Annotated in this window: 26 protein-coding genes and 2 pseudogenes; 17 read left to right on the forward strand and 11 right to left on the reverse strand. The window is 70.4% G+C overall.

From position 1 onward, the window contains the following. Window positions 1-54 precede the first annotated feature (54 nt). Both ABZT06_RS25300 and ABZT06_RS25305 read left to right on the forward strand, forming a co-directional pair. Entirely contained in the window at window positions 55-984 is a 930-nt protein-coding gene (locus tag ABZT06_RS25300) for a GNAT family N-acetyltransferase (RefSeq protein WP_355745052.1), read from the forward strand. Continuing rightward, on the forward strand, window positions 965-1,504 hold the full coding sequence (locus ABZT06_RS25305; RefSeq protein WP_355745056.1) for a DUF402 domain-containing protein: 540 nt from the start codon (window positions 965-967) through the stop codon (window positions 1,502-1,504). The genes ABZT06_RS25300 and ABZT06_RS25305 overlap by 20 nt, the downstream gene beginning before the upstream one ends. Here the strand turns inward: ABZT06_RS25305 and ABZT06_RS25310 are convergent. Further along, entirely contained in the window at window positions 1,501-2,112 is a 612-nt protein-coding gene (locus ABZT06_RS25310) for a class I SAM-dependent methyltransferase (RefSeq protein ID WP_355745059.1), read from the reverse strand. The genes ABZT06_RS25305 and ABZT06_RS25310 overlap by 4 nt on opposite strands. Before the next feature lie 140 nt (window positions 2,113-2,252). Between ABZT06_RS25310 and ABZT06_RS25315 the strand changes: the two genes are divergently transcribed. After that, window positions 2,253-2,387 carry a hypothetical protein gene (locus ABZT06_RS25315; protein WP_020117828.1) on the forward strand — a complete coding sequence of 45 codons (135 nt, stop codon included), beginning with the start codon at window positions 2,253-2,255 and terminating at the stop codon, window positions 2,385-2,387. Window positions 2,388-2,412: 25 nt separating this feature from the next. Here ABZT06_RS25315 and ABZT06_RS25320 read toward each other — a convergent pair whose 3' ends face one another. Continuing rightward, window positions 2,413-2,862 (reverse strand): GNAT family N-acetyltransferase, encoded by a 450-nt coding sequence (locus tag ABZT06_RS25320; protein WP_355745063.1) that lies wholly within the window; start codon window positions 2,860-2,862, stop codon window positions 2,413-2,415. A gap of 153 nt (window positions 2,863-3,015) precedes the next feature. On the opposite strand from ABZT06_RS25320, the gene ABZT06_RS25325 reads away from it, so the two are divergent. Next, a complete protein-coding gene (locus tag ABZT06_RS25325) occupies window positions 3,016-4,017 on the forward strand; it encodes a lytic polysaccharide monooxygenase (RefSeq protein ID WP_355745066.1) in 1,002 nt (333 codons plus the stop codon). Between the two features lie 56 nt (window positions 4,018-4,073). Here ABZT06_RS25325 and ABZT06_RS25330 read toward each other — a convergent pair whose 3' ends face one another. Together ABZT06_RS25330 and ABZT06_RS25335 are read right to left on the reverse strand one after the other, a co-directional pair. Further along, on the reverse strand, window positions 4,074-4,937 hold the full coding sequence (locus ABZT06_RS25330; protein WP_355745069.1) for an alpha/beta fold hydrolase: 864 nt from the start codon (window positions 4,935-4,937) through the stop codon (window positions 4,074-4,076). A gap of 171 nt (window positions 4,938-5,108) precedes the next feature. Continuing rightward, window positions 5,109-5,552, reverse strand: coding sequence for a MarR family winged helix-turn-helix transcriptional regulator (locus ABZT06_RS25335; RefSeq protein WP_355745072.1), 444 nt, complete (start codon window positions 5,550-5,552; stop codon window positions 5,109-5,111). A 96-nt stretch (window positions 5,553-5,648) separates the two neighbouring features. Here ABZT06_RS25335 and ABZT06_RS25340 point away from each other — a divergent pair, with 96 nt between their 5' ends. Next, the gene (locus ABZT06_RS25340; protein WP_355745075.1) at window positions 5,649-6,023 is read left to right on the forward strand and encodes a cupin domain-containing protein; all 375 of its coding nucleotides are present in this window, start codon (window positions 5,649-5,651) and stop codon (window positions 6,021-6,023) included. A gap of 3 nt (window positions 6,024-6,026) precedes the next feature. Here ABZT06_RS25340 and ABZT06_RS25345 read toward each other — a convergent pair. The 3 genes and pseudogenes from ABZT06_RS25345 to ABZT06_RS25355 form a co-directional block, all read right to left on the reverse strand. After that, window positions 6,027-7,031, reverse strand: a pseudogene (locus ABZT06_RS25345) (hypothetical protein). After that, window positions 7,028-7,273: pseudogene (locus ABZT06_RS25350) on the reverse strand (hypothetical protein); the annotation flags it as partial. The pseudogenes ABZT06_RS25350 and ABZT06_RS25345, both read right to left, overlap by 4 nt. Before the next feature lie 651 nt (window positions 7,274-7,924). Beyond that, on the reverse strand, window positions 7,925-8,686 hold the full coding sequence (locus tag ABZT06_RS25355) for an FCD domain-containing protein (protein ID WP_355745078.1): 762 nt from the start codon (window positions 8,684-8,686) through the stop codon (window positions 7,925-7,927). Between the two features lie 308 nt (window positions 8,687-8,994). Between ABZT06_RS25355 and ABZT06_RS25360 the strand changes: the two genes are divergently transcribed. The 12 genes from ABZT06_RS25360 to ABZT06_RS25415 all read left to right on the forward strand — a co-directional run bounded on the left by ABZT06_RS25360 (window position 8,995) and on the right by ABZT06_RS25415 (window position 23,371). Next, window positions 8,995-10,359 carry an extracellular solute-binding protein gene (locus tag ABZT06_RS25360; RefSeq protein ID WP_355745081.1) on the forward strand — a complete coding sequence of 455 codons (1,365 nt, stop codon included), beginning with the start codon at window positions 8,995-8,997 and terminating at the stop codon, window positions 10,357-10,359. Then, window positions 10,356-11,270 (forward strand): sugar ABC transporter permease, encoded by a 915-nt coding sequence (locus ABZT06_RS25365; protein ID WP_355745084.1) that lies wholly within the window; start codon window positions 10,356-10,358, stop codon window positions 11,268-11,270. Before ABZT06_RS25360 ends, ABZT06_RS25365 begins: the two co-directional genes overlap by 4 nt. 124 nt (window positions 11,271-11,394) lie before the next feature. After that, window positions 11,395-12,249: a carbohydrate ABC transporter permease gene (locus ABZT06_RS25370; protein WP_355745087.1), complete on the forward strand. Its 855-nt coding sequence runs from the start codon at window positions 11,395-11,397 to the stop codon at window positions 12,247-12,249. Between the two features lie 8 nt (window positions 12,250-12,257). Continuing rightward, entirely contained in the window at window positions 12,258-14,249 is a 1,992-nt protein-coding gene (locus tag ABZT06_RS25375; protein ID WP_355745089.1) for a hypothetical protein, read from the forward strand. Next, a complete protein-coding gene (locus tag ABZT06_RS25380) occupies window positions 14,246-14,593 on the forward strand; it encodes an L-rhamnose mutarotase (protein ID WP_355745092.1) in 348 nt (115 codons plus the stop codon). The genes ABZT06_RS25375 and ABZT06_RS25380 overlap by 4 nt, the downstream gene beginning before the upstream one ends. 27 nt (window positions 14,594-14,620) lie before the next feature. Continuing rightward, window positions 14,621-15,526 (forward strand): amidohydrolase family protein, encoded by a 906-nt coding sequence (locus ABZT06_RS25385; protein ID WP_355745096.1) that lies wholly within the window; start codon window positions 14,621-14,623, stop codon window positions 15,524-15,526. Window positions 15,527-15,634: 108 nt separating this feature from the next. Beyond that, window positions 15,635-16,678, forward strand: coding sequence for an alcohol dehydrogenase catalytic domain-containing protein (locus ABZT06_RS25390; protein ID WP_355745099.1), 1,044 nt, complete (start codon window positions 15,635-15,637; stop codon window positions 16,676-16,678). After that, a complete protein-coding gene (locus tag ABZT06_RS25395) occupies window positions 16,675-17,436 on the forward strand; it encodes an SDR family oxidoreductase (RefSeq protein ID WP_355745102.1) in 762 nt (253 codons plus the stop codon). The genes ABZT06_RS25390 and ABZT06_RS25395 overlap by 4 nt, the downstream gene beginning before the upstream one ends. After that, window positions 17,433-18,071: a bifunctional 4-hydroxy-2-oxoglutarate aldolase/2-dehydro-3-deoxy-phosphogluconate aldolase gene (gene eda, locus ABZT06_RS25400; protein ID WP_355745105.1), complete on the forward strand. Its 639-nt coding sequence runs from the start codon at window positions 17,433-17,435 to the stop codon at window positions 18,069-18,071. Before ABZT06_RS25395 ends, eda begins: the two co-directional genes overlap by 4 nt. Further along, window positions 18,059-19,096 (forward strand): sugar kinase, encoded by a 1,038-nt coding sequence (locus tag ABZT06_RS25405; protein ID WP_355745108.1) that lies wholly within the window; start codon window positions 18,059-18,061, stop codon window positions 19,094-19,096. The genes eda and ABZT06_RS25405 overlap by 13 nt, the downstream gene beginning before the upstream one ends. Before the next feature lie 35 nt (window positions 19,097-19,131). Next, a complete protein-coding gene (locus ABZT06_RS25410; RefSeq protein WP_355745111.1) occupies window positions 19,132-20,163 on the forward strand; it encodes an aldo/keto reductase in 1,032 nt (343 codons plus the stop codon). Between the two features lie 70 nt (window positions 20,164-20,233). After that, window positions 20,234-23,371: an RICIN domain-containing protein gene (locus ABZT06_RS25415; RefSeq protein WP_355745114.1), complete on the forward strand. Its 3,138-nt coding sequence runs from the start codon at window positions 20,234-20,236 to the stop codon at window positions 23,369-23,371. A gap of 240 nt (window positions 23,372-23,611) precedes the next feature. Here ABZT06_RS25415 and ABZT06_RS25420 read toward each other — a convergent pair whose 3' ends face one another. From ABZT06_RS25420 to ABZT06_RS25435, 4 genes are all read right to left on the reverse strand, one after another. Then, window positions 23,612-24,223 (reverse strand): HAD family phosphatase, encoded by a 612-nt coding sequence (locus ABZT06_RS25420; RefSeq protein ID WP_355745117.1) that lies wholly within the window; start codon window positions 24,221-24,223, stop codon window positions 23,612-23,614. A gap of 37 nt (window positions 24,224-24,260) precedes the next feature. Next, entirely contained in the window at window positions 24,261-24,434 is a 174-nt protein-coding gene (locus ABZT06_RS25425; RefSeq protein WP_355745119.1) for a hypothetical protein, read from the reverse strand. Next, window positions 24,407-25,246 (reverse strand): LLM class flavin-dependent oxidoreductase, encoded by an 840-nt coding sequence (locus tag ABZT06_RS25430; RefSeq protein WP_355745122.1) that lies wholly within the window; start codon window positions 25,244-25,246, stop codon window positions 24,407-24,409. Before ABZT06_RS25430 ends, ABZT06_RS25425 begins: the two co-directional genes overlap by 28 nt. Before the next feature lie 124 nt (window positions 25,247-25,370). Next, complete coding sequence (locus tag ABZT06_RS25435; protein ID WP_355745125.1) at window positions 25,371-26,609, reverse strand: MFS transporter; 1,239 nt, start codon at window positions 26,607-26,609, stop codon at window positions 25,371-25,373. Window positions 26,610-26,675: the final 66 nt, after the last annotated feature.

Consider the following 26,675-nt stretch of genomic DNA (forward strand, 5'->3'; position numbering starts at 1 on the left):
CGCGCCGGAAAATGAGAGGCACGGGTGCGCAGGCCCCACGTAACGTGCGCCCTCATGACCGTGATCGTGCGCGACCTGCGCCCACAGGACCCCGCCGACGTCGAGAGCTTCGCCCACGTCCGCCATCTGGCCCTCCCGTTCGTGCTGTGGACCCCGGCCGGTGTGCTGCACCGCCTCGTCCACACCCCTCCGGAAGCGCACTACCGCTCCCTCGCGGCCGAGGAGGACGGCGAGGTGATCGGCACGGCGCAGCTCGGCCTCGCCCACGACAGCCCGGAGCCGGGTCAGGGCTATCTCAACATCTACGTACGCCCGGACCGCACCCGGCGCGGCGCCGGCGCCCTCCTCGTGCGCACCGCCGAGGAGCACCTGGCGGCGCACGGGGCGACCAGGCTGTTCTCCTGGGTCCTGGACGAACCGCAGAACCGCGTGTTCGCCGAGCGGCACGGCTACCGGGCCAGCCGGGCCGCGCACTTCCTGCGCCTGGACCTGACGAACGGCACGCTGCCCCCGCTCCAGCCCCTTCCCCCGGGCGTCGAACTGCGCACCGCCGCCGACCTCGCGGACGACCCGCGCCCCTTCTTCGAACTGGACGCGGAGACCACGGGGGACGAACCGAGTGACGTGGACACCGAGTTCACGGACTACGACGCCTGGATCGAGGAGAACTGGAAGCACCCCCTCCTCGACCACGCCCTGACCACGATCGCCTTCGTCGACGGCCGCCCTGCCGCCTTCAGCGCCGCCCACACCGACGGCGCCGGCCGCTACGCCACCGCGATGACGGGCACGGCCCGCGCCTTCCGGGGGCGCGGTCTCGCCAAGCTCACCAAGAACGCCTCCCTGCACCGCGCCCGCGCCGCCGGCGTCACGGAGGCCCTGACGGGCAACGACGCCGCCAACGAACCCATGCTCGCGATCAACAAGTGGTTCGGATACGAGATCTGCGCCACGGAGGTACGCCATGTCCGCGAACTCACGTGAGCCCCTGCCGCGGGTGGACGTCGTCCTGCTCAAGGCGGGCCGCACGAAGATCCGTTACGGGGCCGAGCTCCTCACCGACGACGGCACCCGCGTCACGGTCCGCGCTCCCTGGGCGGGAGAGGGCGTCCGCGACTTCGGCTTCGTCCGCTTCGAGCTGGGCGACGTCTTCACCGAGCACTACTGGCGGGACCGCTGGTACGCCGTCAAGGAGGTCCGCTCCTCGGACGGCACCCTGAAGGGCTGGTACTGCGACATCACCCGCCCGGCGACGCTGGACGGCGCCGAGTTGGTCGTAGAGGACCTGGACCTGGACCTGTGGGTCTCGGCGGACGGCACGGAGGTGCTGCGCCTGGACGAGGACGAGTTCGAGGAGAGCGGCCTGGCACAGAGGGACCCGGAGGCGGCGTCGGCGGCAACGGCAGCCCTGGACGAGCTGGAGGCACTGGCTCACCGCTTCAGGGGTGCGACCAGCCACGACGCACCCGCAGCCGACACACCGCCCTGGCTCCCGAGCTCCTAGTCGCCCCTCACCACCACCACGTACCGCTCGTCATCCACGTCCTTCCCCCACAACAGGGAATCCCCGGAGAGCCGCTCCACGCGCACACGCCCCCCGAGCGGCTCCACCAACCCGGTCACCACCTCGGCCGGTATACCGGCCTCCCCCCACACCCCCTCCACCAGCACCAGCCGCCCACCCGGCCGCAACAACCCCCACCACCGCCGCAGCGCCGGCCCGGCATCCGGCAGCGCCCACAGCACATGCCGCACCAGGACGACATCGAACCGCTGCTCCCCCACCGGCGGCGCCGCGGCGTCACCGACGAGGAACACCGCGTCACGCCCGGCGAGTTTCGCGCGGGCGAGCTCCACCATGGCCGGGGAAAGGTCCACCCCGGTCACCCGGTGTCCCTGCTCGGCCGCGAGGAGCGACAGGCTTCCGGTCCCGCACCCGAGATCGAGGGCGTCGGACGCCCTCCCCGGCAGCCACTCCCGCAGCCGCTCGGCCCAGGCCCTCCGCACCTCGGGGTCCCGCAACCCGTGGTCCGGCTCCTCGTCGAAGGACCCCGCCTCGGCGTCCCAGTCCACGTCAGCCGCCCCGCCCCTGCCGTCGCCGTTCTCCGTCATGCACCCAAGAGTGACACCCGCCACTGACAGTCGAATCGTGACAGCCGCCACTGACAGACCGGTGAGCGATGAGGAACTCTCCCCGAAAGGGTCTACCTCCGTGAGAACGCGGAACTCGGTAGGTCTTGAAGGAGGCAGCCATGCGCCGTACCACCGTGCAGAAGCCCCTGAAGAGGACTGACGCCCGGCGACTCCCCGAGGAGGCCGACGAGCGCCCCGCGGGACGACCCGAGGTCCGCAAGGACATCGCGCGGACCTGGTGGCCCGACGGCTGACGGCGGCAGGCAATGCTGCTCCGTGTCAGACCAGTCGCTTGCGGTAGTGGACGCGGTCGTAGGGCCCGTCCACTCGCCGTTCCACGACCTCATAACCGAACTTCGGATAGATCTCCTGGTTCTCCCACATCAACGCGTTCGTGAAGAGCCTGACCTCGGGCAGTCCCAGCGCACGCGCGTGTGCCTCGACGAACCGCAGCAGCCGCCCGCCCACGCCCTGTCTCTGGGCGTCGGGGCGGACGGCGATGTTGTCGAGGTACAGATGGTCCGGGTACTCCTCGACCACCACGAGCCCGATCACGGGGTCGCCCGTGACGAACACCCGCCCCGCGGCGACGTTGGCCGCGTGGTCCCGTTCCATGGGCCGCGGCACCTGCCCGATGCGCTCGATGTAGTGCTCGTACGCCGCGTCGGTCACGGCCTTGACGGTCGGTACGTCGGCCGCTCCGGCGCGTCGGATCTCCTCGTTCGTCATGTCCGCACGCTACCTACCTGATCTCCGTCTCAGCACTCCCTTAAGAGGGCCATAAAGATCGCCACCGGCCGTCACAGGCTGGGGTTTTCGCGGTTTCTTTGATCCGGCGCCCATACGAAGGCGTAGTCAGTACCGGTTCCGAGGAGCTCCTTCATGCCCGAACGCCGCAAGGCCACGGCCGTCGTCGCCGTCGGCCTGGCCCCGCTCGCCCTGTCCGCGATGGCCGCCGTGCCCGCGGCCGCGCACGGCTCGATGGGCGACCCGGTCAGCCGGGTCTCGCAGTGCTACGCGGAGGGTCCCGAGAGTCCGAGGTCCGACGCGTGCAGGGCGGCGGTCGCGGCTGGGGGTACCCCCTCTGGGGGAGGCACCCAGGCGCTCTACGACTGGAACGGCATCCGCATCGGCGACGCGAACGGGCGGCACCAGGAGCTGATCCCGGACGGCAGGCTGTGCAGCGCGAACAACGACGAGTTCAAGGGGCTCGACCTGGCCCGCGCCGACTGGCCCGCGACGAACGTGAGCAGTGGGCCGTACACCTTCAGGTACCGCGTGACCGCCCCGCACAAGGGCACCTTCAGGGTGTACCTCACCAAGCCGGGCTACGACCCGGCGCAGCCGCCGGCCTGGAACGACCTGGATCTGTCGAACCCGGTCGCGACGGCCACCGACCCGGTCGCCTCGGGCGGCTTCTACACGTTCTCCGGCACGCTTCCCGAGCGCTCCGGCAGGCAGCTCCTGTACGCCGTCTGGCAGCGCTCGGACAGTCCGGAGGCGTTCTACTCCTGCTCGGACGTGACGTTCGGGGGCGGGAGCGGCTCCGGTGGGACGGCGAGCGGTTCGACGCCCGCACCGAGCGCCTCCGCACCCTCCGAGGAGCAGATCGAGGACGGCTCCGGCAGGTCGACGGTCGAGCACCACGGGCACGGTGACGACGACGCCGCCACGTCGGCGGAGCCGGTTGCCGCGACGGCGAGCGTTCCGGCCGGCGCCGTGCGGGTGGCGGGCGCTTCGCAGAGCCTCGCCGAGACGGGCGGCGACAGCGGCACGTCGTATCTCGCGATGGGCGGCGCCGCCACGCTCACGGTCGGCGCGGCGGTCCTGTTCGGTTCCATGCGTCGGCGCGCGGCGAACGGCGGTGGACGGCACGGCCGTTGACCGAATGATCTCCGGGGCCTGACCGGCGGCTCAGGCCGGACAGGACCCGGCTGCGCTCAACTCAGGGCCGCCGCGCAGGTGGTGGCGGTGGCGTGGGCGGGGTCTAGGGCGTTGGCCACCTCGTGGAAGGCGATCCGGTCGAACAGCCCGATGGCGACGTGCTCGGAGAGGTCGAGCGGGCACAGGTCCTGCAGCAGGACGTTGTGGACGCCGGACCCGCTGAGGAACTGGCTCCGGTACGGCGTGACGACCTCGTCGTACTTGGTGGCGAGGACCGTGTACTTGACGCCGGGGACGGTGTCGCCGCCCTCGTTGAGCTTGGTGAGGAAGGGGGAGCCGACGACCTGGTCGGCGAGGCCGGGGGTGTCGGTGGTGAGCAGGTCCTGGATGCCCGGGAAGTACGGCAGCAGGTTGGTGATGCCGGACAGGGTGGTGCCGTGGTTGTCGGGGGCGATGCCGACGAGGGCGTTCACCTTGGCGGCTCCGCCGAGGAACCTCAGGTAGTAGCGGGGCATCAGGCCGCCCTGCGAGTGACCGACGAGGTCGGTCTCGGGGGCGCCGGTGGCGGCGAGCACCTTGTCGACGAAGGTCTTCAGCTGCTCCGCCGACTTGTCGATGGGGCCGAGGCCGTAGAAGAGCGGCACGCCGGAGAGCTGGCCGTAGTCGAAGGAGAAGACGCAGTAGTCGCGGCTCTCCAGGTACGGCGCGAGGGCCAGCCAGTTGTCGACGGAGTTGGCGAAGGTGCCGTGGACGAGGACGACGGGGCGGGGGTGGGCGGCGGAGGGTTTGCAGGAGTAGTCGTTCCAGCCGCGGGTGGGGGCGGTCGCCGCCTGGGCGGCTCCGGCGGCGGGGACGACGGCGACGGCGGCGGTCAGGAGCAGGGCGGCGAGGGGTCTGAGGGCTCGTTTCCAGGGCAGCATCGTGTGATCTCCTTGCGGCTCAAGGGAGTTGCGATGGCCGTACGCCCTGTGACCCGGATCACGAGGATGCTGTTCAATTCGAAAGTTACGGACGAGTAGTGCACTTGTGAAGTTACGCGTCAGTAAAAACTTCCAGTGGTAACCGCGCCGCATGCATCCGTTGATGAACCGTCACCAGGTGGGCCTGATGGGACCATAGGGAGCAATGCGCGCCAATCGCTCACGCAACGCGCGCACTTCACTCTTACCGAGTACGTCGGTCCACGCCTGCACGGCCTCCGCCGCGGCCTCCTCCGCCGCCCGGGTGCAGGCCCACCCCTGCTCGGTCAGCACGACCAGCCGGGCCCGCGCGTCCCCGGGATGCGGCCGCCGCTCGGCGTACCCCTTGCGCACGATCTCGTCGACCAGCTGACTCGCGGCCTGCTTGGTCACCCCCAGATGACCGGCGAGCTCCGTGACCGTGGCCCCGTCCGGCGCGAGCCGCGTGAACGCGAAACCCCAGGCGGGCCGCGCCTCGAACCCGCGGGCGACCACCCCGTCGTTGATGCGCTGGGTCAGGTCACCGGCGGCGGCGAGCAGGGCGGCGGCCAGGGCGAGGGCTTCGGAGTTCTGCACGCAGGCATTGAAACACCCTTGACGGATTGGTCAAGCAGCTTGACTATGGATGCATATAGTCAAGCTGCTTGACCATCTACGGTCCGGAGGTCCCGCATGCCCGTCGTCCGCTCGTCCGATGCCGTCACCCACGAGATCCACGGCGCCCGTTTCGTCTCGTACGCCACTCCCCTCACCGGCGCCCAGGAGCTCTGCGCCTGGCGCGGCGAGATCCCCGCGGGGACGAAGGCGCCGGCGCACACCGTCAACCGTGAGGAGATCTTTCACCTGCTCATCGGCGAACTCCTGATCACCCTCGACGACAGCACCCATCGGATCACCGCGGGCGACACGGTGATCGTCAATCCCGGGGTGACCTTCGCCGTCGAGAACCCCACCGAGCACACCGCGCTCACCTGGGTCACCACCTCCATCGGCCTGGAGGCGGAACTGGCCGACGGCACCCGCATCACTCCCCCGTGGGCCAACTGACCCCTACGCCGCCAGCGTCCCCGGCAGCACCGCGAGCGGTCCGAACCGGGCCCGGGCGCGGTCCGCGGCCTCCTCGATGCGGCGGAGCTTCTCGCCGGTGGGGTCGAAGAAGAGCTGGCGGGAGGCCTGTTCGGCGGGGCCGAGCCCCTCGGCGCGCAGGCAGACGGAGCGAACTCTGGCGCGCTGGAGACCGAGGGCCTCGTACATGCCGTAGGCCGCCCTGGTGAGGGCCGCCGAGTGGGCGGTGGGTTCGCCGAGGGTGCGACTGCGGGTGGCCGCGGTGCGGTCGGCGTAGCGGACGGTGAGGGTCAGGGTGCGGCAGACCTTGTCGAGGGCGCGCAGCCTGGAGCCCAGTTCCTCGGCGGCGGAGAGCAGGGCGCGGCGGTGCCGGTCGGGGTCCGACTCGTCGCGGGTGAAGGGGCGTTCGGTGGCGAGGATGGGGGTCCCTCCGCTCGAGCGAAGCCGAGAGTGGGGGAGGGAGACGCCGTTCGGGACGACCCGGCCGCGGTCCACGCCGTTCGCCTTCTCGTGCAGTTCGCGGCCGGCCTGGGCGCCGACCAGGCGCTGGAGCGTGGCCAGGGGTGCGGCGGCGACCCGGCCCAGGGTGTCGAGGCCGTACTCGCACAGGACGCGGGCGGTCGTGGCGCCGACGCCGGGGAGTACGGCGACGGGCCGGGCGGCGAGGAAGTCCGCCACCGTGCCCTCGGGAACCGCGCAGGTCACCCCGGGCCGGGCGTCCCTCAGTGCCATGCGGGCCAGCATCGGTCCGGGTCCGGCGCCGATCGCGCAGTCGACGCCGTGCAGGGCGAGGGCGCGGACCCGGATCACCGAGGCCAGTTCGACGGCGTCCCGCTTGAAGTACCGTTCGCCGCCCCGCAGATCGGCCGAGCGCGCGGTCCGGCGGCAGCGCCTCGACGACCGGGGTGAACTCCTCCAGGAGGCCGAGCAGTTCGGGCAGGGCCGTCTCCCGCGTCGGCGCAGCTGGAAACGTACGCAGAGGATGGTCATCCCGCACTCCCCGGACTCCGGTGCCACAACTTCCTTACCTGTGAGGTCTCTTGATCCGCCGATCGCAGTTCGGCCCACGGATGCAGTTCGTATCCCGTCGGCATTTGGATCTGCCGGCCGCCGGTCGGATCGCCACTCGCGTCACCAGCTCCGGTCGGCACCGGCTCGGCCGGCCGTGCCGCCACCGCGTCGAGGCCTTCGCCGTCCCGCGGTTCGACCAGTTCGGCACGGTTCCAGGCGGCAAGGAAATGCCGTACGCCATCCGTCGTCGATGCTCTGCTGCTCCGGCCGAGGAGCGGGTACGGCTGCCGGAAGCCCTGCGGGACATCCGGGCGGGAGCGTCTGGTCATGTGACAGGGATCGCCACCACCCCTGCTGCCCGCACCGCCTCCGTACCGAACCGGTCCCGGGCGCGATCGGCGGCGGCCTCGATACGGCGCGCCTTCTCGTCGGCCGACTCCAAGAGCAGTTGACGGGAGGCCCGTTCGGCGGCGATCAGATCGTCCGCTCGCAGGGGGACTGTTCGGACGCGGGCGCGCTGAAGAGCGAGTCGGCCATGGAGGTCATAGGCGAGTCAGGTGCTGGATGTCGCGGGCACGTCGGCCGCCGACGGCGCCGGCTCATCCAGGGTCTGCTGAGCACCGACAGCACGCAGGGCTCGACGCTCGTCCAGCAGCAGGACAGCGGCGGCGACAACCAGCGGTGGAAGCTGGTCCCGTCGGCCGAAAAGCGGCTTCTACGCGGACGTCGCGGGCGGGTCGACGGAAGACCGTGCGCGGTCATCCAGTGGCCGGTGGCGCCAACCAGGACTGACAACTCGTAGCTCTGTGACCCGCGTTCGAAGGGCCCGTACCGAGGCGGGTACGAGCCCTTCGGCATGTCCTGGTGGGAGGTCAGCCGAACAGGCGCCGCTGGATCTCCCGCCGGTAGTCCTCCAGCGTCCGGTCGAGGTGTACGGCCGTGGCCTCTGCGGCCTCGTCGGGCCGGCCGTCGCGAATGGCGCGGTAGATCGCCTCGTGCTCCTCGACCGCGGCCGCGGTGCCCTCGCCGAAGGTGTTGTGTATGCCGATCGCGCTGGACTGGCGCTGCAACCGGCGGGCATCGCGCACCGCGCTGCCGAGGAAGGTGTTGTGCGAGGCCGCGGCCAGTGCCGCGTGGAAGTCGTCGTCCGCCTGGTTGAAGACGTCGACCTCACCATGGAGGTACCCGTGCCGGCACTGCTGCATGGCGACCTCGATGGTGCGCAGTTCGGCGGGCGTGGCGCGGGTGGCCGCGAGTCTGCTGGCGGCCATCTCCTGAACCCTGCGGAACTCGAACAACATGAGCACGTGATCGAGGTCAACGGGCCGGAAGAAGCCCCCCCAGCGGCTGGTGATCAGCATGCCGTCGTCGTCCGCGACGAACAGCCCGCGCCCCTTGTGCGCCCGGACCCGGCCCAGCGCCGAAAGGATCTTCACGGCTTCCCGGACCACCGCGCGGCTGGTGTCCAGCTGCTGGGCGAGGTCGTTCTCCGTGGGCATCCGATCGCCGGGGACCAGGCGCGACTCGGCGATGAACTCGAGGATCCGCTCGGCCACGATCTCGTAACCGGGTCGGTAGTCACGCCGCTCGTCCGCGCCGTTCACCACTGCCGTCACGGCGGGCGTGTCCTTCATGTGTCCTGCCTCCGGGTGACTGCGACGACGGTGACCGATCGGCCCTGAAGCCGTGGTCATCGTACCCCAGGCCCAAATGAGTCGTACTCATTAGGGGGCCCTCGATCGCAAACTCAGAGGCAGATTGTCCGGTAAATGACTGTTTACCTGGGCTTATGACCCACAACTGTCGCCTTGACATGCACGCCATCCTCCGAAAAAAGACCTACACACCCCCTTGACTCATCCTTCGATATGGCGGCTAATTTCACCGCAGCGGTAACGCCAGAGCCGTCAGAAGCCCTCACGCACACCCAGTGGAGTCGCTCATGTCCGTCTACAAGCCTTCGGCCGCCCAGGAGACAGGGACCAGCGGGAGACGAGCCGCGTTGCTGGCCGGCTGTGCCGCCACCGTGCTCCTCATGACCGCCTGTGGCGGCGGTGGCGGCACCGCCGGCACGACGACCAAGGACGGATTCGCCCAAGCCACACAGAACGACGGGGCGTTGACGGTCTGGGTGGACGCGACCCGCATGGACGCCGCGAAGCTGTACCAGTCGCAGCACCCGGGCGTGAAGATGGACATCGTCAGCTACGACGGCGACGCCAACGGCTCCAACTACCTCCAGACGAAGGTCCAGCTGTTCAACCGCACGGGCAAGGGCTGGCCGGACGTCGTCTTCAGCTCCCAGAACAACGAGGCGAGCTGGGCCGTCGACGCGGGCTTCGCGGCGCCGCTGAACAAGGGTCTGATCCCTGACGCGACCCTGGGCGGGTTCGCCAAGGGCGCCAACGACGTCTGCACGGTCGACGGAACCCTGTACTGCCTGCGCAACGACCTCTCCCAGGCGGTGCTCTGGTACAACGCGCCGCTGCTGAAGAAGTTCGGCTACACGGTCCCGACGACCTGGGAGGAGTACCAGGCGCTCGGCGAGAAGGTCGCCAAGGAGCACCCCGGCTACCTCGTCGGCGACGCGGGCGACTCCTTCACCCCCGAGATCTACCTGTGGGCGAGCAAGTGCGGCGCCAACCACATCACCGGCCCCAAGGCCGTGTCGGTCAACACCACCAGCGAGGCCTGCACCAAGATGGCCAAGCTGATGGACGTGCTGATCAAGAACAAGTCGATGTCGATCAGCGGCGTCTTCAGCACCGACTTCGCCAAGAACGAGGCCGACAAGGTCCTGCTCATGCCCGGCCCGGCCTGGTACGGCGGCGCGGTGTTCAAGGACGGCCTCAAGACCCCTGCCAAGCAGATCGCGGCGGCGCCCATACCGCAGTGGCAGGGCGACGCCGCGCCGTCCACCGGCAACGTCGGCGGCGGCACCTGGCTGCTGTCCAAGCACTCCAGCCACCTCAAGGCGGCCACCGACTTCCTGAAGTGGGTCACCACCGACAACGCCTACCAGGGCGAGAAGGCCCCCGGCTTCCCGGCGTACGCGCCCGCCGCCGAGAACTGGCTGAAGGCGCAGGCCGCCTCCGGGTACTTCAACGGTGACCTCACCGCCCTCAAGGACGCCTCCTCGCAGGTGTGGTCCGACTGGGGCTCGGGCCAGTTCAGCCAGGAGGCGATCTGGGCCGCCACCGTCAAGCCCGGCCTGACGCAGGGCAAGACCGTCGAGTCGCTGCTGCCCGCGTGGCAGGACTCGATCGTCAAGTACGCCAAGTCCAATGGCTACAAGGTCTCCCAGTGACTGTCGCGCACTCCTCGGCCGGCTCTGTCCGGGGGCGCCCTCGTGGCACCTCCCGGCAGAGCCGGGCCGGCGTGGCTTTCGTCGCCGGTTACGTACTGCTGCTGATCGCCTTCGGCGTCCTTCCGACCTGCTACGCGATCTACTTCGCGTTCACCAACGCCGGAGGCGCCTTCACCGGCTTCTCCAACTTCGTCACCACGGCACAGGACTTCCGCTTCGTCGACTCCCTGGGCCACGTGGCCCTGTACCTGGTCTTCTGGCTCCTGTCGCTCGTGGTGTTCGTGGTGGTCCTGGCGCTGCTCCTGCACCGGCTGTCCGCCGGGCCGCTCAGCCAGGCACTGCGCTTCCTCTACTACATCCCCGGAGCCCTCGCCGGCGCCGCGAGCGTGCTGGTGTGGCTGTTCATGCTCGACCCGACGGTGAGCCCGGTCAGCTCCCTGCTGGAGGCGCTGGGGTTCCACACCTTCGGCGAGGTCATCGCTCCGGGCAACCTGGCGCTGCTGTTCACGATCGTCGCGTTCTGGACGGGGGCGGGCGGCTGGATCGTGGTCATGTACGGCGCGCTCAACAACATCCCCAAGGACGTCATGGAGGCCGCCCGCATCGACGGTGCGAACGGCTGGCAGACCGCCTGGCGGGTGCAGATCCCGATGCTCCGCAAGTGGATCGTGTACATGGTCATCCTGGCCTTCGCGGGCGGCGCGCAGCTCTTCGTCGAGCCGCAGCTGCTCTCCCTCGCCAGCACGGGCGTGGCCGGACGCGACTACTCGCTCAACCAGCTGACGTACGACTTCGCCTTCCAGATGAACAACATCAACGGGGCCGCCGCGGTCTCGGTCGAGCTCCTGGTCGTCAGCGTGTCGGTCGCCGGTGTCTTCGTCGCACGGTCGGGGTTCTTCGATGCCGACTGAGACACGACCGACTGAGAGTCGACCCACTGCCCTTGCCACCGCCCCACGCACGGAACGGGAAAAGAACGTCATGAGCCGAAGCCGGCACGGGGAACCGCGCCAGCGCCGCCGGCCCCCGCGGCACATGGCCTCTCGGCTGCTGGCGGGCTCGGTGCTCACCGTCTTCGTGGTGTTCTTCGTGCTGCCGGTGGTCTGGCTGCTGCTCGCGGCGACCAAGACCGACCAGCAGTTGGTCCACGACAACCCCTTGTCCTTCGGGTCCTGGCACGCGCTGACGGCAAACTGGCACGCGCTCACGGCCTTCCAGGACGACGCGATCCTGGTGTGGCTGCGCAACTCCGCCGTCTATGCCTCGATCTCGCTGGTCATCACGCTCTGCCTGGCCATTCCGGCCGGATACGCGCTGGCGATGACCGAGTTCCGCGGCCGGCACACGCTGCTGATCGCGACCCTGGTCGTGATGCTGATGCCGAACGCGACGCTGGTGGTGCCGCTCTTCCTGGAGATCAACGCGGTGCATCTGATCGGCACGATGTGGTCGATCATCCTGCCGTACTCGTTCTACCCGTTCGGGGTGTACCTGACGTACATCTACTTCACCACCGCCGTGCCCAGGGACCTCCTGGCCGCGGCACGGATCGACGGCTGCTCCGAGTTCGGCGTCTTCCGCCATGTGGCCCTGCCGCTGGCGACCCCCGTCATCGCACTGGTCGGGTTCTTCAGCTTCGTCGCCAACTGGACGAACTACTTCCTGCCGTACGTGATGCTCCCCGAGAGCGACCAGATGCCGATCCAGGTGGGCGTCGGCAGTCTCCTCAGCAATGTGCCGTCGTTCAACCCGACCGTCGGCAGCCTCGCGATCCAACGCCCGCAATTGGCACTGGCGACGCTGGTGGCCATCACACCGGTACTCGTCGTGTTCCTGTTCGCCCAGCGCTTCCTGGTCAGCGGAATGCTCGCCGGCGCCACCAAGGAGTGACCGCTCTCATGCCCTTCGACTCTCAACCCCACGCCCGCGACGAGGACACCCCGGCCCTCGTCCTCGATGTCCGGGCCACCGTGCCGCTGCTCGAACCCCCCGCCTGGGCCGTCGCCCAGCGCGCCCTGTTCGACCTGCTCGACCACGCCTGGCGCCGCTTCGAGCGCGCCTTCACCGGCCCCGACGGACGGCTCAACTACCATGACCGGCTGACCAGCCGCGACGGTGTCGACGACTTCTACGAGGTCTTCTTCAACTGGCCCCAGCTGTACCTCCTCGGCGGAGCCGATGACCTCCTGCCCGCCAGCGAGCGGCACTGGGAGGGCGTCACCAAGCAGCTGACCGAACTGGACATGCTGCGCGACGAGTACGAGCGCGGCTACGACTGGTTCCACCAGGGCGAGAGCCTGCTTCTGCTCTACTTCCTGTGCATGGCCGCCCCGGACCGCTGGGCCGAACGCGCCCTGCGCTTCGCCGAGTTGTACGTCGACCCCGCCAAGGGCAACTACGACCCCGGGCAGCGCATCATCACCCGCCCGCACAACGGCAGCGACCCCGAGCGCACCGGCCTGTTCGACGGCGACGTGTATCCATGGCTGCCGAAGGAGGCGGAGACCTACGGCTTCCCGCTCGACTGGCTGCCCGAGGCCCAGGAGGGCCCGTACCCGCTCTCGGCGGACCCGCGGCTCGGAGACCAGATGCGGGACCGGATGGGCGCCGGCGACACCGCGCTCAACCTCGCCGCGGCCGGACTGGTTCTCAACGCCTGGATCCTGACCGGCGAAGAGCGCTACCGGGACTGGATCGTCGAGTACGTGGGCGCCTGGCGCGAGCGCACCCGGGAACAGGGCGGCCTGATCCCGGACAACGTCGGCCCGGACGGGGTCGTCGGCAGCCTCCTGGAGGGGCGTTGGTACGGCGGCCACTACGGCTGGTCCTGGCCGCACGGCTGGCACAGCGTCGGTCACGCGGCCTGTGTGGCGGCGCTCGCGGCGGCGACGGTCACCGGCGACGACGACTACCTCTCCATGGTCGCCACCTCCCTCGACGCGCTCATCGACCGCGGCAAGGTGATGCCCAACACGGAGGCGGACTCGAGCCTTCCCTCCAAGTGGGTGGCGGAACTCGGTCCTGACTGTCACACGCCCACGCTCCACCTGCCGTTCCGGCACAACGACTCGGGCTGGTTCGACTACAACCCGGCCACGCCCCCCGTGCCGGTGGCCCTGTGGCACCACACCTCCTCGGAGGCCGACCGTGCCCGCCTTGAGCGGCTGCGCGAGGCCGACGGCATCGACTGGCGCACCGTGCGGCCGTTCCGTGCCAAGGAGGAGTCCGGTCACGAGAAGGCGTGGTTCGCCTTCCTCGCCGGTGACGACCCCGGCTATCCGGAGCGGATCCTCGCGGCGGCCCAGGCACAGGTCCGGCACCGGCTGCGGCGCATCGACCGCTACGGCGACCTGGACGTGCCCGAGGCCGACATCCACGTGTGGCAGCAGTGCAACCCGGTGGCCACCGAGGCCCTGGTGCAGCTGACCTGGGGCGGCCCGCAGGTGATGTACCAGGGCGGTCTGCAGCAGGCGCGGCTGCGCTACCACGACGCCGACGCACGCCGGGCGGGCCTGCCCGCGGACGTCGCCGCCCTGGTGACCTCCATCGAGCCCGAGGCGACCACCGTCGAGCTGGTCAATCTGTCCCCCGGCACCGACCGCACGGTCGTCGTCCAGGCCGGCGCCTTCGCCGAGCACACCATCACCGGCGTCCGGTACACCAACTGCGCGGACGACGGCTGGATCGGAGACATGTACGACTACGGCCACACGGAGCCGGTCGTCTCCGAGGCCGAGGTCCCGTGCGACGGCCCGTACCTCACGGTCCGCCTGCCCGCCTCCACACGCATCCGGCTCACCCTGCGCCTGGGACTGCGCACCCGCACACCCAGCTACCGCACGCCGTTCGACGGACCCGCCTCCGATGACACGACAGGGGAATCGGCATGAAGCGCATCGCCCAGACCATCAAGCTGCGTCCCGAGCACCGCGAGGAGTACCTGCGGCTCCACTCCGCCGTGTGGCCCGGCGTAGAAGCCGCCCTGCTCCGGGCGAACATCCGCAACTACAGCATCTACCTCCACGGTGACGTGCTCTTCGCCTACATGGAGTACACCGGCGAAGACTTCGAGGCGGACATGGCGTCCATCGAGGCCGATCCCGAGACCCAGAGGTGGTGGAAGCTCACCGATCCGTGCCAGGAGCCCTTCCCCGACCGGGGTGAGGGACGCCAGTGGACCGAGCTCCCCGAGGTCTGGCATCTGAGCCCGCCCGACGACGACGCCACCGCCTGACCCGGCCCCCCGACCCTTGGATCAACCGTGAACGCACCCGTCCTCGTCGACGCCCACCACCACCTGTGGGACCTCGCCCACCGTCCGCAGCCCTGGCTGGACGATCCCGACGTGGCGTCGATCCGCCGCACCTTCACCCCTGACGACCTGCGCACCACCGCCACCCGCCCCATCGCGGGCCGGAGGCTGCACGGCACGGTGGTCGTCCAGTGCATCGCGGAGGTCGCCGAGACCGAGGACCTGCTCGCGCTCGCCGAGCAGGAGCCCCTGATCCAGGCCGTGGTCGGCTGGGCCGACCTGACGTCCCCGGCCATCGGTGACGTGCTCGACCAACGGCTCGCCGGGCCGGGCGGCGGCTACCTGCGTTCCCTGCGCCACCTCGTCCAGGGCGAGACCGACCCCGACTGGCTGCAACGCCCCGATGTGGAACGCGGGTTGGGGGCGGCCCGGGATCGCGGACTGCGCTACGACGTGCTCGTCCGCGACCACCAGCTCGACCAGGCGACCCGGCTCGCGGAACGCTTCCCCGACCTTCCCCAGGTGCTCGACCACGCGGGCAAGCCGGACATCGCCCGGCAGAACACCGCGGACTGGGAACGCGGAATGCGGCGACTGGCCGCACACCCGCAGGTGGTCTGCAAGGTCTCGGGGCTGATCACCGAGGCCGACCACGCCCACTGGACCACCGCCGACATCCGCCCCGTCTGGGACGCTCTGGTCTCCGCCTTCGGCCCCGAGCGCCTGATGTTCGGCTCCGACTGGCCGGTCGCCAACCTCGCCGGCGGCTGGAACCGGTGGGCCGCCACCGTGGACGAACTGCTCACCGGCTGGAGCGACAGCGAAGTCCACGCGCTCCTCGCCGGCACCGCGACCGCGTTCTACGGCCTCGCCCCTCTCGCCGGGGAGGGCGACGCAGCCGCCCGGACGACCTGACCCCGCCGAACCGCACCCCGCACCGAACCCGCGCCGGACAGACCGCCACGGATGCCGACCTCTCGGCCGCCGCATGCTCCGATCCGCGCCGAAGGGACCCTGACCCCCATGACGCTAGCCGCCCGTTATCTGTCCGCCCGCACCCTGGACACGGCCCCCGCCCTCAGCGCGTCGCCGGGACCCGGTGAGGTGGAGCTGGCCCCCGCCTACGTCGGTATCTGCGGCACCGACCTGCACATCTTCCACGGCGACATGGACGCCCGCGTCCACACGCCCGCCGTCCTCGGACACGAGATGGCCGGACGTGTCGTCCGCGTCGGAGCCGGGGTCGAGGGCTGCCGGCCCGGCGACGCAGTCACCGTGATGCCCTTGCGCTGGGACGACACCTGCCCCGCCTGCCAGGCCGGCCATCAACACATCTGCCAGCACCTGGACTTCATCGGCATCGACTCCCCCGGCGCCATGCAGCAGCGCTGGACCGTGCCCGCCGCCGCCCTCGTCCACATCCCCGACTACGTGCCCCTGGAACGGGCCGCACTGATCGAACCCACCGCGGTCGCCGTCCACGACGTCCGCCGGGCCGGGGTGCGGCACGGCGAGCGGGTCGTCGTGGTCGGCGGCGGCCCCGTCGGCATCCTGATCGCGCTGGTCTCCCGGGACGCCGGCGCCGATGTACGGGTCGTGGAACTCAGCGCCCACCGGCGTGCACTGTCCGCGGAGCTGGGGCTGACCACCTGGGACCCGGCAGCCGACGACGTGAGCAAACTGCTCCACGAGTGGACCGGGGACGCGGGCGCGGACGTCGCCTTCGAGGTATCCGGCGCCGCGGGGGGCGTGGACACCGCGGTCGACGTGCTCGGCGTGCGCGGCCGGCTGTGCCTGGTCGCGATCCACCCCCGGCCCCGAGAGGTCAACCTGCACCGCTTCTTCTGGCGCGAACTCACCCTCGTCGGCGCCCGGTTGTACGACCGCGCCGACTTCGAGCGCGCCGTGGTGCTGGTCGCGGACGGCACGATCCCCGCCGACCGGCTGATCAGCAAGATCGTCCCGCTCACCGAGGCATCCGCCGCGTTCGAGGCACTGGAGGCCGGCGGAGACGTGATGAAGATCCTCGTCGACTGCACCGACAACGCCCAGGGAGCCGACGCATGACCGCCTTCGACCTCACCGGACGGCTCGCCGTCGTCACCGGCGCCCGGCGCGGTATCGGCCGTGCCATGGCCCGCGCGCTCGCCGAGGCCGGAGCGGACGTCATCGGAGTGAGCGCCTCGCTGGAGGAGTCCGGCAGCGCGGTGGAGAAGGAGGTCACCGCTGCCGGCCGCACCTTCGAGGCGATCCGCACCGACTTCGCCGACCCCGAGGCCGTCCGGACACTGGGCGCGGACCTCGCGGGTCGGGAGCGTCCGGTGGACATCCTCGTCAACAACGCCGGCACGATCCGCCGGGCCCCCGCGGCACAACACCCCGACGCGGACTGGGACCTGGTCCTCCAGGTCAATCTGAGCGCCCAGTTCGCGCTGGCCCGCGCGGTCGGCGCTTCGATGGTGGCGCGTGGCCGGGGGAAGGTCATCTTCACGGCCTCCCTCCTCAGCTTCCAGGGCGGCATAACCGTCCCCGGCTACACCGCCGCCAAGCACGGCGTCGCCGGTCTCACCAAGGCGCTGGCCAACGAGTGGGCGCCGCACGGCGTCAACGTCAACGCCATCGCGCCGGGCTACATCGCCACCGACAACACCCAGGCGCTGCAGGACGACCCGGCGCGCAGCAGGGCGATCCTGGACCGCATCCCGGCCGCGCGCTGGGGCAGCGCCGACGACCTCGGCGGCGCCACCGTGTTCCTCGCCTCGGACGCGGCCGGCTACGTCCACGGCACCGTCCTTCCGGTCGACGGCGGATGGCTGGGCCGATGACCGCCCACCTCACAGAGTTGCTCGCCGAGGCGCGGATCGTGCCGGTCCTGACCGTGCCGGACCCGACCACGGCCGGTTCGCTGGCCCGCGCCCTGGCGGCGGGCGGCGCGCGCTGCGCGGAGGTCACCTTCCGCACCCCGGACGCCGAGCAGGTGGTGAAGGCGATGGCCGCCGAGGGCGGTCTGGTCGTCGGCGCCGGTACGGTGCTGACCGCCGAGCAGGCGGAGCGGGCCGTCGCGGCCGGGGCACGCTTCCTCGTCTCGCCGGGCCTCGACGACGAAGTCATCGCCGCGGCAAGGGCGTTGGGCGTCCCGGTCGCGCCGGGCGTGGCAACGGCCACCGAGTTGATGCGCGCGGTCAAGGCGGGCATCGACACGGTCAAGCTGTTCCCCGCCGAACCGCTCGGCGGCCGGGCGATGCTGCGGGCGCTCGCCGCGCCCTTCCCCGGGGTGCGCTTCATGCCGACCGGCGGGATCGACGCCGCCGCCCTGCCCGGCTACCTCTGCGAACCGGCGGTCCTCGCCGTCGGCGGCAGCTGGATGGCCACCCCCGACCTCCTCAAGAGCGGCGACTACGCGGAGATCCGCCGATTGACCGCCGAAGCCATGGAGCGGAGCATGCCATGGCCGAGGTGATCGCCCTCGGCGAAGTCATGCTCCGCTTCGACCCCGGTGAGGGCCGGATCCGCACCGCCCGCACCTTCCAGGTCTGGGAGGGCGGCGGCGAGTACAACGTCGTACGCGGACTGCGCCGCTGCTTCGGACACCGCACCGCCGTCGTCACCGCCCTGGCGGACAACGCGGTCGGACGCCTCGTGGAGGACCTGATCCTCCAGGGCGGGGTGGACGCCTCCAGGATCTGCTGGATGCCCGACGACGGCATCGGCCGCACCGCCCGCAACGGCCTCAACTTCGTCGAGCGCGGCTACGGCATCCGTGGCGCGCTCGGTGTCAGCGACCGCGCCCGCACCGCCGTGTCCCAACTGCGCAAGGGCGACGTGGACTGGGACACGGTGTTCTCCGCCGGGGCGCGCTGGTTCCACACCGGCGGCATCTTCGCGGGCCTGTCGCAGACCACGGTCGACGTCGCCGACGAGGCGATGGCGGCCGCGCGCCGACACGGCGTCACCGTCTCCTACGACCCCAACTACCGCCCCAGCCTCTGGGCCGACCGCGGCGGACCCGAGCGAGCCCGCGAGATCGACCTGCGCCTGGCCCGGCACGCCGATGTCGTGGTGGGCGCCCTCGGCCTCGCGGGCGAGCATCCGGGCGCCGTGCGGTTCGCGGCCGACGAGGTGCCGGACGCGTTCGCCGCGGTGGCCGGCCTGCTGCCCGGTGCGGGGGTGCTCGCGACAACCCTGCGCGAGGTCCCCTCGGCGGATGTGAACGACTGGAGCTCGGCCGCCTGGTCCGCCGAGACGGGCTACGTCACCGGCCCCCGCATGCCCGGCCTGCACGTCCTGGACCGCATCGGCTCCGGCGACGGCTTCGCCGCCGGACTGATCCACGGCCTGCTCGCCGGTCACTCCCTGGAACGTGCCCTCGCCTACGGCACGGCCCACGGCGCCCTGGTCATGACCACTCCCGGCGATGTCTCCATGGCCACCCTGTCCGAGGTCGAAGCGCTCGTCGACGGCGGCTCGGCCCACGTCCGACGCTGACCGGCGTCCCCCACCCCTGTCCCCAGGAGCACGTCTTGCACCACCGGAAGATCCACCACACGCCGGTCGCCGTCACCGAGCTCGGCTTCGGAGCCTCGGTGATCGGCAACCTGTACCGGGTGACCGCCCCGCAGGCCGCGTCGGCCGCGATCGACGCCGCCTGGGACGCGGGCGTCCGCTACTTCGACACCGCTCCCCACTACGGCCTCGGCCTCTCCGAACGCCGGCTCGGCGCCGCCCTGCGCGAGCGGCCCCGCGACGAGTACGTCGTCTCGTCCAAGGTGGGCCGGCTCCTCGTCCCCAACGAACACCCCACCGGGGTCGACAGTGACGGGTTCGTAGTCCGTGACGACCTGCGCCGCCAGTGGGACTTCAGCCGTGACGGCGTACTGCGCTCCATCGAGGAGACGCTGGAGCGCACCGGCCTGGACCGCCTCGACATCGTCTACCTCCACGACCCCGACGATCACTGGGCCCAGGCCGCCGACGAGGCGATGTCCGCCCTGGCCGAACTGCGCGACCAGGGAGTGATCGGCGCGATCGGCGCCGGCATGAACCAGTCCGCCATGCTCGCCCGCTTCCTGCGCGAGACCGCCGCCGACGTGGTGATGCTGGCCGGGCGCTACACGCTGCTCGACCAGTCCGCCCTCGACGACGTCCTGCCCGCCGCGCAGGCCCACGGCAAGAGTGTCGTCGCCGTCGGCGTCTTCAACTCCGGTCTGCTCTCCCAGGACCGGCCCGCCGAGGGCATGAAGTACGACTACCAGGATGCCCCGACGGACCTGGTGCAGCGGGCCCTGGCCATCGCCGAGGTCTGCGAGCGGTACGACACCACGCTGCCGGCCGCCGCCATCGCCTTCCCCTTCGCACACCCCGCCGTCGTCAACGTCACCCTGGGCATGCGCTCCCCGGAACAGGTCCGGCGCAATGTCGAGCTGCACGCCCAGCGCATCCCCGACGGACTGTGGGACGAACTGCGTGCGCAGGGCCTGATCAGGGCCGACGTGCCCACCGCGGACGGCGACGACCGCCCGCCCGGAAACCCTCAGAGCCGAAGCGCTGAGTGATCCGCACCACCCCGTAACAACAACCCCCTGGACCGATCAAGCCCAGAGAACACCCCCGTGGAGCCGCACCATGTACACCAGGCCGAGCACCAGAACAACCAGGAGAGGCAGACACTCCGCCTCCCCCGTCCGCCGTCTCCTGCCGGCGGCACTCGCGGCGGCGGTCTCCGCCGCCCTGCTGACCTCCCTCACGACGCCCACCCCGGCCTCGGCCGCCACCCAGGCGACGTACTACGTCGCCCCCAACGGTGACGACTCCAACGCCGGCACTGTCTCGGCGCCGTTCAAGACCCTCCAGCACGCCCGGGACGTCGTGCGCACGGTCGACAGCAACATGACCGGGGACATCAACGTCTATCTCCGGGGCGGCACCTACCCGGTGAGCAGCACCGTCAACTTCACCTCGGCCGACTCCGGCACGAACGGGCACCGCGTCGTCTACGCCGCCTACCCGGGCGAGAAGCCGGTCCTGGAGGGGGGTGTTCCGGTCACCGGCTGGACACAGCAGAGCGGGAACATCTGGAAGGCCACCCTCAACCGCGACAACAAGCTCCGCTCCCTCTACGTCAACGGAAAGCGCGCCCAGATGGCGTCGAAGACCATCAACTCGGCCGGATGTTACGGGAGTTACACCGTCACGCAGAACCAGGCTCCGTGGGCCTGGGAGTCGGGCACGGAGTGCGACGGAGCCAAGTACAGCCTCTCCGACCTGCCTGCCATCGCGTCCGACCAGGACGACGTCGAGATCAAGTCGTCGACGACCTGGACCACGGCGATCGTGGGCGTGCGCCAGATCACCACGAGCTCGGACGGCGCCAATCGCGTGGCCCTGTTCCAGCAGCCGGGTGCGGCCATCGCCCAGGGGCCGCCGAACGGCAATTTCAACCCGAGCGGCAGCCAGACGTTCATGAACGCGTATGAGTTCCTGGACCAGCCGGGCGAGTTCTACTTCGACAAGACCACCCACACGCTGTACTACTACAAGTCCGGTTCCGACGACATGACGACGGCCAAGGTCTTCGCGCCGAACAACGTGTCCACTCTCATCAAGATCGCCGGCACGTCCACAACCGACCACGCGCGCAACATCACGTTCTCCGGTCTCACGGTCGAGCACTCCGACTGGAATCTGACCAACGTGGCGGGCTCCGTCTTCCGGCAGGGCCAGCAGGGCAACGCCAGCTCGAACGTGTACACGACGGGGAACTTCCACGTCTACACGTACCGCAACGTCGACCTGCCGCCGGCGGCCGTCCAGATCGAGAACGCCGACGGAATCGTCCTGCAGCGCAACACGGTGCAGCACACCGGCGCCGACGGGATCACACTCGCCAACGACGTGACGGACTCCCAGCTGACCGGCAACTACACGAACGACATCGCCGGTTCCGCCCTCACCGTCGGACACCCGCAACACGTGTACATAGGGGACTATACCCCGACGAACCACGAGAAGTACCCCGTGAACGTCGAGGGCGTCTGCAAGAACATCACCGTCACGGACAACTACCTCTACGACAGCGCGGTGCTGTTCCAGGGGTCCAGCCCTGTGTCGGCGTACTTCACCGACACCCTGGACCTGGAGCACAACCGGATCGAGAAGTCTCCGTGGGCGGGCATCACACTCGGGTGGGGATGGTGGAACTTCGACGGCTCGACGGGCTCGATCAATCCTGGGAATCCGACCACCACCGCGAAGAACAACACCGTCAGGTACAACGAGCTCATCGACACCATGCAGGTGCTCAGCGACTCCGCACCCATCTACACGCTGGGCAACCAGCCGGGCACCGAGATCAGCAACAACTTCATCCAGGGGGTGCCGGCGGGCCACAAGTACGGCATCCACCCCGATGAGGGCTCGGCCGACATCAACGAGCACGACAACGTCCTCGACATCGACCCGAACGTCAACTACGTCATCAACTCCGGCACCTGGGGCAAGCAGCACAACCTGACCATCACCAACACCTACGGCCCGGCCAACACGATCAACAGCAAGAGCGTCCCGAACAGCACCATCGACAATGTGCGCGTGTACGCGGACCGCGTGTGGCCGTCGCAGGCGTACGGCATCGCCGTGAACGCGGGTCTGGAAGACGCTTACGAGGACATCATCCCGGCCGGCAACACGACCCCGCAGGACTACGCGCTGCCCGCCGCCACGTTCACCGGCAAGGGTGTCGTGACCATTCCGGTGCGCAGCCCGGGAGACGCGACGAAGACACTCTGGCTGGCTCCCTCCGGTACGACGACGTTCGCCGCCGGTCCCACCATGACCAGCGCGAGCGGCACCGCGACCAGCATCAACGTCCCGCAGGCGGCCGGTGACTACCGCCTCTACGTCCTCGACTCCCAGGGCAACGCCTCCGCCGCGTCGAAGGCGCTCGTGCGGCAGCGCTGGAACCACGTCGACGACAAGGCGGCCGGCGTGACGTACTCCGGTACGTGGTCGAACTGGAACGACACCAAGGACATGAACGGGTCGGAGAAGTTCACGAGCACGGCGGGCAACTACGCCGAGTTCTCGTTCACCGGCTCGGGTGTCCGGTACCTCAGCATGACGCAGCCGAACATGGGCAAGGTGGACGTCTACCTCGACGGCTCCCTCGCCCAGGCGGGCATCGACGCCTATGCCTCGACGGTGACGAAGCAGGTGCCGCTGTTCGAGAAGACGGACCTCGCGGCGGGCCCCCACACGATCAGGGTGGTGTGCACCGGCACGAAGAACGCCGCCTCCTCCGGCACCGTCTGCGCGCTGGACGCATTCGCCTCCATCGCGTTCCCGGCGACGAACGCCAACTACAAGATCGTCAACAAGGGCAGCGCCAAGGCGATCGACGTGTCGGGCGGATCGATGTCCGCAGGAGCCAACGTCATCCAGTGGACCGACACCGGAGCCGTGAACCAGAACTGGGTCTTCTCCCCGGTGGGTGACGGCAGCTACGAGATCGTCAGCCGGAACAGCGGGCTGGTGATGGACGTCAGCGGTGGCGTCACCACGGACGGCGCGAACATCGTCCAGTCGTCCGACACCAACGTCGCGAACCAGCGCTGGACCCTGGTCGCCGCCGGAAACGGCTACTACAAGGTCAAGAACGTGAACAGCAACGATCTGCTCACCGTGTCCTCGGGAGGCACTCAGCTCGTCCAGTCGGCGGACACCGGCGCCGACAGCCAGCTGTGGAAGATGGTGAACGTGGACTGACACCCACCTGAACGCCTTCTTCGGGGGGCGCCCTGGGCGAGCCGGTCGGTCTCGATCCGGTCCGCGTACGGGTGCCGGCCCCGCTCGCCGAAGAGGTTCCGCAGCTGCTTCTGGGTGACCTCCTCACCCGGCGTCAGTCCGAGCCGGGCGGCCGTCGCCGACGAACGGTCTGGCGCGATGTGTTCCTCGTGGCGAGGACCTCCGGGTTTGACGAGAGGCGGGGAGCGCCGCTCATCGGGTTCACAGCCACGCGTCGAGGGCGGCCGCGAGGTCGTCCTGGCTCTGGAAGACGTGCCCGTTCATGCCGACCGCCTGTGCCGCGCGGACGTTCTCCTCGCGGTCGTCGACGAAGAGGAGGTCGGCGGGTGCGGACTGCAGGGCGGCGACGGAGTACTGGAAGGCGGCCGGGTCGGGCTTGGCCGCACCGATCTTCCCGGAGAACGCCACGTGGTCGAGATCGTGCAGCCAGGGCTGGGCGGCGAGGAAGGCGTCCGCGTGGTCCGCCGGGATGTTGGACAGCAGGGCGACCCGGGCGCGGTCCCGCAGGTCCCGTACGTAGGTGACCATGCGGTCGTCGACGCGGGACCAGCTGTCGATGTCGGTGAGCCGCAGCTCTTCGATCGTGTCGGCGTCGGCGGGTAGGGACAGCGAGTTCAGTACGTCGGTCCAGTACGCGGACGCGGTGTGCCGGCCGGCGTCGTAGGGCGGGCGGTGGGTCCAGTAGGCCGTGGTGAAGGCGTCGGTGGAGGTGTGGCAGCGGTCGGCCATCTTCTCCAGGGCACCCGGGCGTTGGTGGCGGGCTATGACGCCGAAGAGGTCGAAGAGCACGATGCGGCGGCGGTCGGTGGACATGCGGGTCTGTTCTCCTGGGGGTCCGGGGGCGTTCGGGTCAGTGCCGGTGCGGCAGAGCGCGGGCGAGGGAGTCGAGGGCGGCCAGGGGGGCGGGGCCCGCCGGGGCGAGCACGACGCTGGTCGCGCCGGCGGCGTGGCGGGCGTCGATCGCCGCGCGGGCCTGGGCCGGGGTGCCGGCGATGCTCAACGCACGGACCCAGTCGGCGGGCATCGTCTGGGCGAAGTGCCGGGCGTCGCTGCTGGCGGCGCGATGTGCGCGCAGTTCCTCGGCGAAGGGCAGGGGGTCGATGTGCGCGGCCCACTGCGGCTCACCGACCGACTCCAGGACGGCGCGGACACGGGCCAGGGCGGCTCCCTCGTCGTCGTCCACGGCTGCGGCGTCGTAGACGACGATCTCCCGAGGGTGCGCGGAGGAGCCCAGGTTGCGCAGGGAGGCGGTGAGTAGCCGGGGGCGGCGGGCTCGGCCAGGAGGAGGCCGTCGGCGACCTCGCCCGCGACGGCCTGCGACCTGGGGCCGCGGACGCCGAGAATCACCGGGGGGACGATGTCCGGGATCTCGGTGAGGACCACGCCCTCGCAGCGGACGTACCGGCCGTTCTCGGGGCCGGGCTTGCCGGCGATGAGCAGGCGGAGTGCTCTCGCGTACTCCTTGATGAGCGTCAGGGGGCTGGCGGGCCGGGAACCGACCTGGCGCATCCAGGCGGGCATGCCGTGGCCGATGCCCGCGATGAGCCGGCCGGGGTGGAGCTGGGCGAGGGTGGCCAGCTCCATCGCGGCGAAGGCCACGTTGCGGGCGCCGGCGGGCATGATGCCGATCCCGACGGTGAGGTTCGTGGTGGAGGCCAGGACCGTGGCCGCTTGGGCGACGCCGCCGCGCCGGCCGAGGTCCTCCACGACCCAGACCTGGTCGAACCCCAGCTCCCCGGCACGCCGGACATAGGGCAGCACCTCGCCGACGGGGAGGTCGAGCGGCAGCATGACACCGACGCTGCCGCGGGCGGGCACTGCGGGGGACACAGGCATTGGGGGCTCCTGCGGTCGGCTGAAGTCTGCTGAGGCCTGCTGAGGTCTTCCCTCCCGGTCCGTGGCGACCGGGGAGATCTGGGCTTGTGCGGCACGGTTGTCAGGGACCGTGCCGCACAAGCGGTCAGTGGGTGTCGGCTGCCGTCCCGCGCTTGCGGGTGCGGTCGTCCGCCCTCTCGCCCCGGCGGACGACGACGGGGTCGGTGCGCAGGACGCGGGCGCCCACGGCGGTGGTCACGCACAGCAGGGTCAACAGGACGAAGGCGTGGTCGAGGGAGACGAGGTGGGTCAGCCAGCCGATCGCGGCGGGGCCGGCGAGCATTCCGATGTAGCCGAGCCCGGCGACGCGGGAGACGTTGGCCCCGGCTGCGGAGGGGTCGACATGCCCGGCCGCGCTGAACAGCTGGGGGATGCAGCCGGACAGACCCAGGCCGAACAGCGCCCAGCCGGTGAACACGACCGTCATCCAGGGGCAGAGGATCACGAGGGTGATGCCGACGGCGGCCGTCGCCGCGCCGTACCGCAGGATCTCCGCGGGACCGAAGCGGGCGGCGAAGCGGTCGGCAAGCAGTCGGCCGACGGTCATGGCCGCGGCGAAGGTGCCGTACGCGAAGGCCGCCGTACTGGCGGGCGCGCCCAGGGCGTCCTTCAGGTGCAGGGCGCTCCAGTCGTTGGCCGCGCCCTCGCACAGCATGACCATCAGCGCAAGGACCGCCAGCAGCCAGACCCGGCCCGTGCTGCGGCGGCGTCCGACGGCCGGTGACGTGCCGGTCTCCTTCGCTGAGCCGGGGCGCCCGACGGCGGGAGCGGCAGGCAGCAGGGCACGTTTCGCGGCCAGGGCGACCACGACGCCCGCGGTCCCCATGACGGCCATGGTCGCTGCCGGGTTCAGGCCGATGCTCGCCGCACCCGCTCCGGCGAGCGCGGCGAGGACACCGCCGACGGAGAACGTGGCGTGGAAGCCGGACATGACGGGGCGGCCGTACGCCTTCTCCACGTGTACGGCATGGGCGTTCATGCTCACGTCCAGGCAGCCGTTGCAGAACCCGAAGACCAGCAGCGCGGCGGCGAGCGTCCACAGGTCCTGGGCGAGCGCGGGCAGGAAGAGGGTCGTGCCGCACAGTGCGCCGCCGGCGGGTACCACGGTGCGGGTGCCGAGGCGGTCGGTCAGGGGGCCCGCCACCTGCATGCCCACGAAGGCCCCGGCCCCGAGCACCACCAGCAGGCCGCCGAGCGTGGCGTGACTGATGCCGACGCGCTCCTCGATCGCGGGGATGTGCACCACCCAGGCGCCCATCAAGGTGCCGCACAGGACGAAGTAGACGTAGGTCGCCACGCGGGCGGCTCGCAGGGAACGTTCCATACCGAGCAGCGTAACGAACATTTCTAGCGTTCGGAAATAGCGCTAACGAACAACTTTGTTGTTCAC

It is taken from the genome of Streptomyces sp. NPDC005483 (genome assembly GCF_040606035.1).
Lineage (GTDB): Bacteria > Actinomycetota > Actinomycetes > Streptomycetales > Streptomycetaceae > Streptomyces.

What these genes read in the sequence shown, in the direction of transcription:
- ABZT06_RS25300 (WP_355745052.1), top strand. Translation starts at nt 55, where the DNA reads ATGACCGTGATCGTGCGCGACCTGCGCCCACAGGACCCCGCCGACGTC.
- ABZT06_RS25305 (WP_355745056.1), top strand. Translation starts at nt 965, where the DNA reads ATGTCCGCGAACTCACGTGAGCCCCTGCCGCGGGTGGACGTCGTCCTG.
- ABZT06_RS25310 (WP_355745059.1), bottom strand. Translation starts at nt 2,112, where the DNA reads ATGACGGAGAACGGCGACGGCAGGGGCGGGGCGGCTGACGTGGACTGG.
- ABZT06_RS25315 (WP_020117828.1), top strand. Translation starts at nt 2,253, where the DNA reads ATGCGCCGTACCACCGTGCAGAAGCCCCTGAAGAGGACTGACGCCCGG.
- ABZT06_RS25320 (WP_355745063.1), bottom strand. Translation starts at nt 2,862, where the DNA reads ATGACGAACGAGGAGATCCGACGCGCCGGAGCGGCCGACGTACCGACC.
- ABZT06_RS25325 (WP_355745066.1), top strand. Translation starts at nt 3,016, where the DNA reads ATGCCCGAACGCCGCAAGGCCACGGCCGTCGTCGCCGTCGGCCTGGCC.
- ABZT06_RS25330 (WP_355745069.1), bottom strand. Translation starts at nt 4,937, where the DNA reads ATGCTGCCCTGGAAACGAGCCCTCAGACCCCTCGCCGCCCTGCTCCTG.
- ABZT06_RS25340 (WP_355745075.1), top strand. Translation starts at nt 5,649, where the DNA reads ATGCCCGTCGTCCGCTCGTCCGATGCCGTCACCCACGAGATCCACGGC.
- ABZT06_RS25355 (WP_355745078.1), bottom strand. Translation starts at nt 8,686, where the DNA reads ATGAAGGACACGCCCGCCGTGACGGCAGTGGTGAACGGCGCGGACGAG.
- ABZT06_RS25360 (WP_355745081.1), top strand. Translation starts at nt 8,995, where the DNA reads ATGTCCGTCTACAAGCCTTCGGCCGCCCAGGAGACAGGGACCAGCGGG.
- ABZT06_RS25370 (WP_355745087.1), top strand. Translation starts at nt 11,395, where the DNA reads ATGGCCTCTCGGCTGCTGGCGGGCTCGGTGCTCACCGTCTTCGTGGTG.
- ABZT06_RS25375 (WP_355745089.1), top strand. Translation starts at nt 12,258, where the DNA reads ATGCCCTTCGACTCTCAACCCCACGCCCGCGACGAGGACACCCCGGCC.
- ABZT06_RS25380 (WP_355745092.1), top strand. Translation starts at nt 14,246, where the DNA reads ATGAAGCGCATCGCCCAGACCATCAAGCTGCGTCCCGAGCACCGCGAG.
- ABZT06_RS25390 (WP_355745099.1), top strand. Translation starts at nt 15,635, where the DNA reads ATGACGCTAGCCGCCCGTTATCTGTCCGCCCGCACCCTGGACACGGCC.
- ABZT06_RS25395 (WP_355745102.1), top strand. Translation starts at nt 16,675, where the DNA reads ATGACCGCCTTCGACCTCACCGGACGGCTCGCCGTCGTCACCGGCGCC.
- eda (WP_355745105.1), top strand. Translation starts at nt 17,433, where the DNA reads ATGACCGCCCACCTCACAGAGTTGCTCGCCGAGGCGCGGATCGTGCCG.
- ABZT06_RS25405 (WP_355745108.1), top strand. Translation starts at nt 18,059, where the DNA reads ATGGCCGAGGTGATCGCCCTCGGCGAAGTCATGCTCCGCTTCGACCCC.
- ABZT06_RS25415 (WP_355745114.1), top strand. Translation starts at nt 20,234, where the DNA reads ATGTACACCAGGCCGAGCACCAGAACAACCAGGAGAGGCAGACACTCC.
- ABZT06_RS25420 (WP_355745117.1), bottom strand. Translation starts at nt 24,223, where the DNA reads ATGTCCACCGACCGCCGCCGCATCGTGCTCTTCGACCTCTTCGGCGTC.
- ABZT06_RS25425 (WP_355745119.1), bottom strand. Translation starts at nt 24,434, where the DNA reads ATGCCCGCCGACTGGGTCCGTGCGTTGAGCATCGCCGGCACCCCGGCC.
- ABZT06_RS25430 (WP_355745122.1), bottom strand. Translation starts at nt 25,246, where the DNA reads ATGCCTGTGTCCCCCGCAGTGCCCGCCCGCGGCAGCGTCGGTGTCATG.
- ABZT06_RS25435 (WP_355745125.1), bottom strand. Translation starts at nt 26,609, where the DNA reads ATGGAACGTTCCCTGCGAGCCGCCCGCGTGGCGACCTACGTCTACTTC.